8 protein-coding genes are annotated in these 12,198 nt (G+C 67.9%); all 8 read left to right on the top strand.

The features are described from left to right. The first annotated feature begins 277 nt into the window (after positions 1-277). Positions 278-1,615 (top strand): nitrate/nitrite transporter, encoded by a 1,338-nt coding sequence (locus CFREN_RS03630; RefSeq protein ID WP_209653801.1) that lies wholly within the window; start codon positions 278-280, stop codon positions 1,613-1,615. A 116-nt stretch (positions 1,616-1,731) separates the two neighbouring features. Next, positions 1,732-5,466, top strand: a complete 3,735-nt coding sequence (locus CFREN_RS03625; RefSeq protein ID WP_209653803.1) for a nitrate reductase subunit alpha — start codon at positions 1,732-1,734, stop codon at positions 5,464-5,466. Continuing rightward, a complete protein-coding gene (narH, locus tag CFREN_RS03620; RefSeq protein ID WP_070521198.1) occupies positions 5,466-7,079 on the top strand; it encodes a nitrate reductase subunit beta in 1,614 nt (537 codons plus the stop codon). Before CFREN_RS03625 ends, narH begins: the two co-directional genes overlap by 1 nt. A 5-nt stretch (positions 7,080-7,084) precedes the next feature. Next, positions 7,085-7,816 (top strand): nitrate reductase molybdenum cofactor assembly chaperone, encoded by a 732-nt coding sequence (gene narJ, locus CFREN_RS03615; RefSeq protein WP_083291387.1) that lies wholly within the window; start codon positions 7,085-7,087, stop codon positions 7,814-7,816. After that, the gene (gene narI / locus CFREN_RS03610) at positions 7,813-8,586 is read left to right on the top strand and encodes a respiratory nitrate reductase subunit gamma (protein ID WP_070521201.1); all 774 of its coding nucleotides are present in this window, start codon (positions 7,813-7,815) and stop codon (positions 8,584-8,586) included. Before narJ ends, narI begins: the two co-directional genes overlap by 4 nt. Positions 8,587-8,829: 243 nt before the next feature. After that, positions 8,830-9,372 carry a pyridoxamine 5'-phosphate oxidase family protein gene (locus CFREN_RS03605; RefSeq protein ID WP_244979829.1) on the top strand — a complete coding sequence of 181 codons (543 nt, stop codon included), beginning with the start codon at positions 8,830-8,832 and terminating at the stop codon, positions 9,370-9,372. A gap of 31 nt (positions 9,373-9,403) precedes the next feature. Beyond that, the gene (modA, locus tag CFREN_RS03600; protein WP_070521208.1) at positions 9,404-10,225 is read left to right on the top strand and encodes a molybdate ABC transporter substrate-binding protein; all 822 of its coding nucleotides are present in this window, start codon (positions 9,404-9,406) and stop codon (positions 10,223-10,225) included. Continuing rightward, complete coding sequence (gene modB / locus CFREN_RS03595; protein WP_209653813.1) at positions 10,222-12,177, top strand: molybdate ABC transporter permease subunit; 1,956 nt, start codon at positions 10,222-10,224, stop codon at positions 12,175-12,177. The genes modA and modB overlap by 4 nt, the downstream gene beginning before the upstream one ends. Positions 12,178-12,198: the final 21 nt, after the last annotated feature.

Genomic DNA, 12,198 nt, shown 5'->3' with positions numbered 1-12,198 from the left:
TTCTTTCAACGTTCCTATCGTTCATGGTTCCTTAAGGCTCCCCATCGGACATGTCGGCCATGTTTCTTTCAATGTCCTTATCGGCCATGTTTCGATCATATGCCCTTCAATTCGACAACACGCATGTTGCGAAAATAACCCAATGACCTGCGCTTTTGATCTGGACGAATTTACGCATCCAAGTTACGATATTTGTGAGTGCAATCAACTCAGAAGCGCCGGAGGGCCGGCAATCGTGCGCACCGGTTATCTCCGCCAACACGGAATTGAGGCCCGCATGTCCATCGACACCTCCGGCCGAGTGATCCAAGGCTGGAACCCCGAAGATGAAGCAGCCTGGGACAAAAGCATCGCCTGGCGAACGCTGAGCATCACCACCTTCTCCATGATCCTGGCCTTCGCGGTCTGGTTCCTCGTCTCGGCGATCGCCCCCAAACTCAACGACATCGGTTTCGACCTGTCGCCCAGCCAGTTGTACTGGCTCGCGGCACTGCCCGGACTCTCCGGCGGCGCGATCCGCCTGATCTACATGTTCCTGCCGCCCGTTCTGGGCACCCGCAAGCTCGTCGGCATCACCTCGCTGCTGCTCGCGGTGCCGATGCTCGGCTGGGGCTTCGCCGTCACCGACCCGTCGACCCCCTACTGGTGGCTCGTCGTGCTGGCCCTGATGACCGGCATCGGCGGCGGCTGCTTCTCGGGTTACATGCCGTCGACCGGCTATTTCTTCCCCAAGCGCATGTCCGGCACGGCGCTCGGACTGCAGGCCGGCATCGGCAACTTCGGCATGTCCCTGATCCAGCTCATCGCCCCCTGGCTGATGGGCTTCACCCTGCTGGGCATCGGCTTCGTCGCCCCGCAACGCGACGCCGCCAACCGATCCGACCTGTGGGTCCACAACGTCGCCTGGTTCTTCCTGCCGTGGACCATCCTCGCCGCCATCCTCGCGTTCACCATGCTCAAGGACGTGCCCGTCAAGGCGAACTTCCGCCAGCAGCTGGACATCTTCGGCAACAAGAACACGTGGATCCTCACGATCATCTACATCATGACCTTCGGCGCCTTCTCCGGCTTCGCCGCCCAATACGCGCTGCTGGTCAACAACGTCTTCGGCAGGAGTTCCGACTTCGTCGCCCAGGGCTACGACCCCGAAACGCTGCCGCAGGGCGCCGCACTGGCGTTCCTCGGCCCGATGATCGGCGCCGGCGTCCGCGCCCTGTGGGGCCCGCTGTGCGACCGCTACGGCGGCGCGATCTGGACCTTCATCTGCGGCGTCGGCATGACCGTCTTCACCGTCGCGGTCGCCTTCCTGGTCAAGCCGACCGAACCCGACCAGTTCTGGTGGTTCTTCGCCGCCATGATGACCGTCTTCTTCTTCTCCGGCCTGGGCAACGCCGGCACGTTCAAGCAGATGCCGATGATCCTCAACCCCCGCCAGGCGGGTGGCGTCATCGGCTGGACCGCCGCGATCGCGGCCTTCGGCCCGTTCATCGTCGGCATGCTGCTCTCCGCCCTCGACCCGCAGGTCTTCTTCCTCGGCTGCGCGGTGTTCTTCGCCTTCGCCACGACGCTGACCTGGATCTACTACGCCCGCCCGAACGCTCCGTTCCCCGGCTGACCGAAGGACGCCGCCATGCCCCACCACGCCCGACGGGGCCAGCCCCCACCGTCGCAAAGCACAAAGACGACCACCCCGCCCACCGCTCCTGCCCCTCACCCGACTAGGAGTCTTCGATGACCACCACCGACAGCCGCCCGGCCTCCGGATCCGGCTCATCCAACCCCCTGTTCAAGCTGGGCGGACAACTCCGCCGCGGCACCGTGAGCGAAGACTCGCGCCAAATGTTCCTCAAAGGCGGCCGCGATGCGGACCGCTTCTACCGCCAACGCTGGAGCCATGACAAGGTCGTCCGCTCCACCCACGGCGTCAACTGCACGGGCTCGTGCTCGTGGAAGGTGTACGTCAAGGACGGCGTGATCACCTGGGAAACCCAGGAGACCGACTACCCGACGATCGGCTCGGACATGCCGGAATACGAGCCCCGCGGCTGCCCCCGCGGCGCGGCGTTTTCCTGGTACACGTACTCGCCGACGCGCATCCGCTTCCCCTACATCCGCAGCACGCTGCTGGATTACTGGCGGGAGGCGAAGGCCCGGCTGCAGGACCCGGTGCTGGCGTGGCGCGACATCGTGGAGGACCCGGAACGCTCGCGGGCGTACAAGGAAGCGCGCGGCAAGGGCGGCCTGGTGCGCACGACGTGGGACGAGGCGATGGAAATCGTCGCGGCCGCGCACGTGTACACGGTCAAGCGCTTCGGCCCCGACCGGCTGGCCGGCTTCACGGTCATCCCGGCGATGTCGATGCTGTCCTACGGCGCCGGTTCCCGCTTCTACCAGTTGATCGGCGGCGCGATGCTGTCGTTCTACGACTGGTACGCGGACCTGCCGATGGCCTCTCCGCAGGTCTTCGGCGACCAGACCGACGTCCCGGAGTCGGCGGACTGGTTCAACTCCGATTACCTCATCATGTGGGGCTCGAACATCCCGCTGACCCGCACGCCCGACGCGCACTTCATGACCGAGGCCCGCTACCACGGCCAGAAGGTCGTCGCGGTGTCGCCGGACTACGCGGACAACACGAAGTTCGCCGACGAGTGGCTGCGCGTCCACCCGGGCACGGACGGTGCGCTGGCGTTGGCGATGGGCCACGTCATACTCAAGGAGTTCCACGTCGAGCAGCAGACGCCGCGCTTCCTGGAGTACATGAAGCGCTACACGGACTCCCCGTTCCTGGTGCGGCTAAACGCCCACGACGGGGCGTACGTGCCGGGCAAGTTCGTCACGGCCTCGGATCTGCCCGCCGATCATCCGCTTCACGACGCCGCCAACGCGGAATTCCGCCCCCTGGTCCTCGACGAGGACGGGACGGTCAAGGATCCCGGCGGAACGATGGCGGACCGTTGGGGCGAGGCGGGTGAAGGAAAGTGGAATCTGCGCCTCGACGACTGCTCTCCGGCGATGACCGCCCTGGGCAAGAAGGGGGCCGAAGCCGTCGAGGTTCTGCTGCCCCGCTTCGACCTGCCCGGCGAGTCGACGCCGGAAGGTCCCGTCGGCGCGGGTGTGGTGTCTCGCGGCGTGCCGGCGTTCAAGCTCGGCGACGACCTGGTGACCACCGTGTTCGACCTGATGCTCGCCCGCTACGCCGTCGGCCGCGAGGGCCTGCCCGGTGAGTGGCCCGCCGACTACGACGACGCCTCCACCCCGGGCACCCCGGCGTGGCAGGAGGAGCACACCGGCGTGCCCGCCAACGCGGCGATCCGCATCGGCCGCGAGTTCGCCCGGAACGCCGTCGAAACCGAGGGCAAGTCCATGATCGTCATGGGCGCCGGAACGAACCACTACTACCACTCGGACACGATCTACCGGACGTTCCTGGCGCTGACCACCATGACCGGCTGCCAGGGCGTCAACGGCGGCGGCTGGGCGCACTACGTCGGCCAGGAGAAGGTCCGACCGATCACCGGCTGGGCGCAGTACGCGTTCGCGCTGGACTGGCAGCGCCCGCCGCGCCAGATGATCTCCACCGGCTTCTGGTACGCCACCACCGAACAGTGGCGTTACGACGGCACCGACGCCGAGCGACTCGGCTCACCGCTGCAGGAAGGGTCCTTCGCCGGCAAGACCACGGCGGACACCCTGGTCGAGGCCACGCGCCGCGGCTGGATGCCGTCCTACCCCACCTTCGACCGCAACCCGCTGGCCCTGGGCCAGGAGGCCGCGGACGCGGGGATGGCCCCGAAGGACTACATCATCAAGGAACTCGAGGAGGGCCGCCTGCGGTTCGCCATCGAAGACCCCGGCAACCCGGAGAACTTCCCGCGCATCATCGCCAACTGGCGCACCAACCTGCTGGGCTCCTCCGCCAAGGGCACCGAGTACTTCTATCGCCACATGCTCGGCTGCGACAACGCCGTGCAAGGCAAGGAAGTCCCCGCCGATCGTCGCCCGAAGGAAATGGTCTGGCGCGACGAAGCCGCCGTCGGCAAGGTCGACCTGATGTGGACCGCGGACTTCCGCAACACGTCCACCACGCTGCACTCGGACATCGTCCTGCCCGCGGCGACCTGGTACGAGAAGAACGACCTGTCCTCGACGGACATGCACCCCTACGTCCACGCCTTCAACGCGGCCATCGACCCGCCGTGGGAGGCCCGCTCCGACTTCCAGGTCTTCCAGGATCTGGCCAAGCGGTTCTCGGAGATGGCGCGCACGCATCTGGGCACCCAAACCGACGTCATCGCGGCACCGCTGTCCCACGATTCGCCGGACCAGATGGCGACCCCTCACGGCGTCGTCAAGCCCTGGTCCGAAACCCCGAAGGTGCCGGGCGTGACCATGCCCAAGCTGATCCCGGTGGAGCGCGACTACTCGGCCGTGTACGACAAGTTCAACGCCATCGGTCCGCTGCCCGAGAAGGCCGGCCTGGCCACCAAGGGCGTCGCATTCGACCCGACCCGCGAAATCGGCGAACTGGCGCACACCAACGGCGTCGCCCGCGGCGGCGCCGCCAAGGGCCGCCCTCGCATCGACACCGACGTCCGCGCCGCCGAAATGGTCCTGCGCCTGTCCGGCACCACCAACGGCCGCCTGGCCACGGAAGGCTTCAAGCACCAGGAGAAGCGCACCGGCGTCGAACTCGCCGACCTGTCGGCCGAGGAAGCCGGCAAGCGCATCACCTTCGCGGACGTCTCCGCCCGCCCGGTGCCGGTGATCACCTCGCCGGAATGGTCCGGCTCGGAACACGGCGGCCGCCGCTACTCGGCGTTCGTCATCAACGTCGAGCGGCTCAAGCCGTTCCACACGCTCACCGGCCGCCAGCACTACTACCTGGACCATGACTGGATGCGCGACATGGGCGAAGCCCTGCCGGTGTTCCGTCCCCCGCTCGACCTGCACCACCTCTACGGCGAGGCCGCACCCGGCACGGTCAGCGTCAACGGGGCGGGCCAGACGGAAGTGGCGGTGCGGTACCTGACGCCGCACAACAAGTGGGCCATCCACTCGCAATACTTCGACAACCTGCACATGCTGGCGCTGTCGCGCGGCGGCCAGGTCGTCTGGATGTCCCCCGCCGACGCCGAAAAGATCGGCGTCGCCGACAACGAATGGATCGAGGGCTACAACCGCAACGGCGTCATCGCCGCCCGCGCGGTCGTCTCCCACCGCATCCCCGAGGGCACGGTCTACATGCACCACGCCCAGGAACGCACCGTCGGCGTGCCGGTGGCGGAAACGTCCGGCAAGCGCGGCGGCATCCACAATTCGCTGACGCGGATCCTGATCAAGCCGTCCCACCTCATCGGCGGCTATGCCCAGCATTCCTACGCGTTCAACTACACCGGCCCGACCGGCAACCAGCGCGACGAGGTCACCGTGATCCGCCGCCGCTCCCAGGAGGTTGAGTTCTGATGAAGGTCATGGCGCAGCTGTCCATGGTCATGAACCTGGACAAGTGCATCGGCTGCCACACCTGTTCGGTCACGTGCAAGCAGACGTGGACGAACCGCGAGGGCACCGAGTACGTCTGGTTCAACAACGTCGAGACGCGTCCCGGCGTCGGTTACCCCAAGCAGTGGGAGGACCAGGAGAAGTGGAAGGGCGGGTGGGTCCGCAAAGCCAACGGTAAGGTGGTGCCCCGCGCCGGCGGGCGGCTGAAGAAGCTGGCCACGATCTTCTCCAACCCGGACATGCCGGAGATGACGGACTACTACGAGCCGTGGACCTACGAGTACGACAAGTTGCTGTCGGCTCCGAAGGATTCGAAGCACGTGCCCACGGCGCGGCCGGTGTCGCAGTTGTCCGGCAAGCCGATCGACACCATCGAGTGGTCGTCGAACTGGGACGACGATTTGGGCGGGTCGCAGGAGATCCTGGACGACGACCCGGTGCTGCGGAAGATGGGCGAGAAGGTCCGCCACGAGATCGAGCAGTCCTTCATGTTCTATCTGCCGCGCATTTGCGAGCACTGCCTCAACCCGACGTGCGTGGCGTCGTGTCCGTCGGGCGCGATGTACAAGCGCGCGGAGGATGGCATCGTTCTGGTCGACCAGGACAAGTGCCGCGGTTGGCGCATGTGCGTCTCCGGGTGCCCGTACAAGAAGGTGTACTTCAACCACCACACGGGCAAGGCCGAGAAGTGCACCCTGTGCTATCCGCGCCTGGAGGTCGGCGAGCCGACGATCTGTTCCGAGACGTGCGTCGGCAGGCTCCGATACCTTGGTGTGTTGCTTTACGACGCCGACCGGGTCGGCGAAGTGGCCGCGACGGAAAATGATCAGGATCTCTACGAGGCGCAGCGTTCCATCCTGCTGGACCCGAATGACCCGGAGGTCATCGCGGGCGCACGGGCCGGCGGAGTGCCGGAGTCGTGGATCACGGCGGCGCAGGAGTCGCCGATCTGGAAGTTGATCAGCGTGTACAAGGTCGCGTTGCCGATTCACCCGGAGTACCGGACGCTGCCGATGGTCTGGTACATCCCGCCGCTGTCCCCGGTCGTCGACGCGGTCACCGCGTCGGGAGCCGACGGCGAGGAACACCGGATGCTGTACACCGCCATCGCCACGATGCGCATCCCGCTGGAATACCTGGCGGAGCTGTTCACCGCCGGCGATACCGCGGTGGTGGAGAAGGTGCTGCGCAAGCTCGCCGCGATGCGGTCGTTCATGCGCGACGTGCGCGTCGGCCGGGAACCCGACCCGGAAATCGCGGCGGCCGTGGGCATGGCCCCGCAGGACATCGAGGACATGTACCGGTTGCTGGCCATCGCAAAGTATGACGAGCGCTACGTCATCCCGACCGCGCATTCCGAATCCGCCGCCACCCCGGAGGGGATCGCCGCCATGGGCTGCTCCCTGGACGACTTCGGCGGCCCCGGCATGCACGACCCGAACATGTCCGCCGAAGCGCTCGCCGCCGAATTCCACGGCGTCCCCGTGCAGGACGTCGCCGCCGGTTCCGGTCGCGTGCCGCTGGCCTCCTGGAGCCCGGGCGAACGTCCCGACTCCATGTTCCCCAAGAGGTGATGGCGATGGCGTTGAATTTCCTGGGCCGCCCGGCGCGGCGCGCGGCGGAGCAGGCCCGCGCCACTGAGGTCGCCGAACCGACCCACGTGCCCATGACCGACGCCCAGCGGCGCACCGTGCTCATGGCGGCGGCCACGCTGCTGGACTACCCCGGCGGCGACGCAGAGTCCCGCTGGGATGCGGTCGCGCAGGTTCTGCCAGACCTCCCCCTCGAAGCGTCCGACCCGCTCGCCGGCTTCATCGCCCATGCACGTGCCGTCGGCAAGCGAGCCCTGGAAGAGCACTACGTGGCCACCTTCGACCAGAAGCGCCGCTGCAACCTTTACCTGTCCTACTACGCCACCGGCGACACCCGGCAACGCGGCGTCGCCCTGCTGAGTTTCCGCGAAATGCTCGCCGCCGTCGGCCTCGAGCAGGATCGTGACGAACTGCCCGACCACCTGTGCGTCGTGTGCGAGGCCGCCGCCCGCGAACCCGGCAGCCCCGAAACCGGAGATGCCATCGCCGCCGACGTGCTGGCCACCCACCGCGACGGCATCGAAGTGCTGCGCCACGCCCTCGCCGACCGTGGCAGCGCCTACTCCGGCGTCATCGACGCCCTGGTCACCGCGCTGCCCCCGCTCGACGAGGAGACGCGCGAACGCTACCTCAAGCTGGTCACCGCGGGACCGCCGGCCGAGCTGGTCGGCACCCTGGAACTCCCCTTCCCCGTCAGCAATCAGGAGACGAGATCATGACGACCTTCGACTACATCCTCTGGATCGCCCTGCCGTGGTTGTGCATCGCGATCTTCCTGGTCGGCACCATCTGGCGCTTCCGCGTCGACCAGTACCGCTGGACCACCCGGTCCTCGCAGTTCTTGGGCAACCGGCTGCTGAAGTACGCGTCGCCGATGTTCCACTACGGCATTTTGTTCGTGGCGATCGGCCACTTCATGGGTCTGATCATCCCGAAATCGTGGACCGAGGCCGCGGGCATCCCGCAAACCGCGTACCACTGGTTGGCGACGATCGGCGGCATGACCGCGGCGATCGTGACCATCCTCGGCCTGATCGGACTGCTGTGGCGCCGCCGCACCGACACGTCGGTGTTCCGAGCGACGACCCCGAACGACAAGTTCATGTATTTCATGTTGGCGTTGCCCATCGCCCTGGGCACCATCGCGACGGTGCTCAACCAGGTGATGACGGACTCCCACGGCTACGACTACCGCGAGACCATTTCCCCATGGTTGCGCAGCCTGTTCCTGTTCAATCCCCAGCCGGAGCTGATGGTCGACGTGCCGTTGTCGTTCAAGCTGCACGTCATCGCCGGGTTCCTGTTGTTCGCGGTGTGGCCGTTCACGCGTCTGATCCACGCGCTCAGCGCCCCGGTGGGGTACCTCAACCGTCCGTACATCGTGTACCGGTCGCGGTCGCCGCGCACCACGACCAAGCATTCGGGCGGCTGGGACCCGGTGTCCACGCGGGAGCCGGAAAAGGGGCAGGCCAGGTCGTCCGGCGCCTGATCCGCGCGGGGCGAGACGGTCCTCGAAGCACGAGGAAAGAACACGAGGAAGGAGCAGGCGATTACCGATCACGGTGGCACGACGCGGAAGCCGTCCTACAACGACATCGCGTTCGACGATCACGTCCGCGCCCGCCAGAGGGCGGCGGGTGCGGGCAATCGCGTCGACGACCGCCCCAATCTCGACGGGCCGACCGGCGCCGGAGGCCCCGGCGGTTTCGCCTTCGAGGCCGTCGACGCGAAGCTGATCCGGGAAGCCGACGTGTTCTTCCTCTCGTCGGTCACTGGCGCCGGGTGGCCCTACGTGCAGCACAAGGGCGGGCCCAGGGGTTTCGTCCACGTCCTCGATGACCGAACCCTCGCGTTTCCCGACTTCCCCGGAAACCAGCAGTACGTCAGCGCCGGCAACATCGACCGCGACGGCCGGGTGTGCCTGTTTTTCGTCGACTTCCCCACCCGACGCCGGTTGAAGGTCTTCGGCGTCGCCCGGGCGGTGGAGGCCGACGACGATCCCGACCTCATCGAGCGCATGCGCGATCTCGGTCCCCGCTCCGACCGGGAGATCCGGGCGACCATCGAGCGGGTGATCGTCGTCGACGTCGCGGCGGTCGACGCGAACTGCTCGAAACACATCAAGCCCCGGTGGGACCGTGACGCCGTCGAAGAGCGCATCGACCTCTACCGCGCCGACATCGAAAAACTCAGGGCCGAGATCGACGAACTGACGGCCGAGGTCGAAAGATTGAATGACGAGTTGGAGAGGCGCCCCATGGCGCCCGACAACTAGGCTGGCAGCGGAATTGAAGCCGGGAGTTTTCATGGGAATCAACCGAAGTGAATCCACGGGGCGCGGAGTTGTGCGCCGGGCGACGGCCGCGACCGCGGCGGTGGGGCTCGCGGGCCTGACCGCGTGCTCGGGCGGCGGAGCCGACGACGGTGAGCGGCGGACGTTGACCGTGTTCGCCGCCGCGTCGCTGCAGAAGACCTTCGAGGAGATCGAGCGGCGGTTCGAGGAAGACAACCCGGACATCGACGTGGTGTTCTCCTTCGACGGGTCGCAGAACCTGGTCGACCAGCTGCAGGCCGGCGCGCCCGCGGATGTCCTGGCCACCGCCGACCTGCGCACCATGGAGCGTGCGGAGGAGGCCGGCGCGGTGCGTGCGCCGCAGACGTTCGCGACGAACACGCTGACGCTCATCGTCCCCGAAGGCAATCCCGCCGGCGTGACGGGATTGGACGATTCGCTTGACGACGCCAAGCTGGTCGTGTGCGCCCCCGAGGTGCCGTGCGGCGCCGCCACGCAAAAGATCCTCGACGCCACCGGCACCGAGATTTCGCCGGTGTCGGAGGAGTCCAAGGTCTCCGACGTGCGTGGAAAGGTCGAGGCGGGGCAGGCCGACGCGGGCATCGTCTATCGCACCGATGCCAACGCGGCGAAGGGCGTGGAGGCCATCGACATCGACGGCGCCGACGAGGCGGTCAACGAGTACCCCATCGCCGTCACCGCCGACGCCGGCGAGGACGGACGGCGATTCTCCGACGCGGAGATGTGGATCCGCGCGGTGTTGTCCGATTGGGGTCGGGAAATCCTCGCCGACGCCGGGTTCGGCGCGACGGGCGGAGCAGACGGCACGCGATGACCGTCCGCACGGGCTCGACGAGCACCGCTCCCCCGGCCTGGATCGCCGTGCCGGCCGCCGTTGCGCTGGCCGTCGCGGTCATCCCGGTCATCGCGCTGTCGATGCAGGTGCCGTGGGCGCGGGTGCCGGAGCTCATCTCCTCCGAGGCGGGGTCCGCGGCGCTGGGAATTTCGCTGCGCACGAGTGTGCTGTCGGCGCTGATCGTCATGGTGGTCGGCATTCCTCTTGCCGTCCTCATGGCGCGGGCGCGCCGCTGGGCCGGTGCACTGCGGCTCGCGGTGGTGCTGCCGATGACAATGCCGCCCGTCGTGGGGGGCCTGGCCTTGTTGGCGGCGTTCGGTCGCACGGGCGTCATCGGTTCGCGGTGGCCGTGGCTGGCCGAGTACTTTTCCTTCTCCACCGCCGCGGTCGTCCTCGCGCAGGTCTTCGTGTCGTTGCCCTTCCTGGTGTTGGCGGTGGAGGGCTCCGTGCGCGGCCTCGATCCCCGGCATGCGGAGGCGGCGGCCGGCCTCGGGGCGTCGCGAAGCCGCATCCTCTGGCAGGTGACGCTGCCCATGGTCCTGCCGGCGATCGTCTCGGGTGCCACGCTGTCTCTGGCACGGGCACTCGGCGAGTTCGGTGCGACGCTGACGTTCGCGGGCTCGCTGCCGGGCGTCACCCGTACCCTTCCGCTGGCCATCTATTTGGAGCGGGAGAACGAACCCGAGCTGGCGCTGGCGTTGTCGGCCGTGTTGCTCGGCATCGCCATCGCGCTCGTGGCCATCGGCGCGGCGGTGCCGTGGTGGATGGAACGCCGAGGGCGCGCCTCGCGAACCGACTCCACCGATTCGACCGACGCCGTCGACTACTGCGGCACCTCCGATTCATTCACCGCGCCCGACGGTCCGGCCGAATCCGGGGACCTGGGCGTCGTCACGCACGAGCCCGGGCCGACTGCGGACCTGGCCCCGTCGGTGACGGTGCCGGGGCTGCTCGATGCGGAGCCGACGATACCGACGAGCCGCACCACCGCTGTGATCGGCCCGAACGGGGCAGGCAAGTCGACGCTGATGCGGGCCATCGCGGGGCTGCCGGTGCGCGGTGGCGCGACGGTGACCGGTGATGTGCCGCGCGCGGTGCTGCTGACGCAGGATCCGGCGCTGCTGCCCCACAGGACGGCGCTGGGCAACGTGGAGTTCGCCTGCCGAGACCGCGACCGGGCCCATGCGGAACTCGCCGCGATCGGCGCCGCGCACCTGGCCGATCGCCGCCCCGCTTCGTTGTCCGGAGGTCAGGCCGCGCGGGTGGCGCTGGCGCGTGCGCTGGCCGCCGACACCGACGTGATCCTCCTCGACGAACCCTTCGCAGCCCTCGACTCGGAGTCCGCCGCGGCACTGCGCGGGGTTCTGCGCCGCCGACTCCGCGGCCGTACGGCGATGCTGGTCACCCATGATCCGGTTGACGTGGCCACGCTGGCCGATCACGTCATCGTCATCGAGGACGGCCGCATCGCCGCCGTCGGTGCCCCGGCAGAGCTGCTCGCCGCCCCCTCCACACGGTTCCTGGCCCGCTTCGCCGGGCTCGTCGCCTTCCGGGGCACCGCCACCGTGCTTGACGACGACACGATCGCCGTGACCGCCCCCGGCGGCGCCCGAGTCATCGGCGTGGCCGCCGACCCCGTCGACGAGGACGCGGAGGCGGTGGCCCTGTTCTCGCCGAGGGCCGTCACCCTCCACGCGGTCGAAGACGATCTCGTCGACACCAGCGCCCGCAACGACCTCGCCTGCACCGTGCACGAGATCCATCACCAGGGCACGTCCGTCAGCGTGGAACTGCGGGCCGCCCGCGGCGGCGCCACGATCATCGCGGAGATCTCCGCCCATTCGCTGACCACGCTGGGATTGGCCGTGGGCTCCCCCGTCCGGGCGGCCGTCAAAGCAATGCAGGTCCAGGTTCTGCCCGCCGACGATTGACCCCGTAACAATTGACCTCGC

This window comes from Corynebacterium freneyi (genome assembly GCF_030408835.1).
GTDB lineage: Bacteria > Actinomycetota > Actinomycetes > Mycobacteriales > Mycobacteriaceae > Corynebacterium > Corynebacterium freneyi.
This window is presented reverse-complemented; position numbering and strand designations above follow the sequence as displayed.

Coding starts and splice junctions, on each gene's coding strand:
- modA (WP_070521208.1), top strand. CDS start 9,404: ATGGGAATCAACCGAAGTGAATCCACGGGGCGCGGAGTTGTGCGCCGG.
- CFREN_RS03625 (WP_209653803.1), top strand. CDS start 1,732: ATGACCACCACCGACAGCCGCCCGGCCTCCGGATCCGGCTCATCCAAC.
- CFREN_RS03630 (WP_209653801.1), top strand. CDS start 278: ATGTCCATCGACACCTCCGGCCGAGTGATCCAAGGCTGGAACCCCGAA.
- narI (WP_070521201.1), top strand. CDS start 7,813: ATGACGACCTTCGACTACATCCTCTGGATCGCCCTGCCGTGGTTGTGC.
- modB (WP_209653813.1), top strand. CDS start 10,222: ATGACCGTCCGCACGGGCTCGACGAGCACCGCTCCCCCGGCCTGGATC.
- narH (WP_070521198.1), top strand. CDS start 5,466: ATGAAGGTCATGGCGCAGCTGTCCATGGTCATGAACCTGGACAAGTGC.
- narJ (WP_083291387.1), top strand. CDS start 7,085: ATGGCGTTGAATTTCCTGGGCCGCCCGGCGCGGCGCGCGGCGGAGCAG.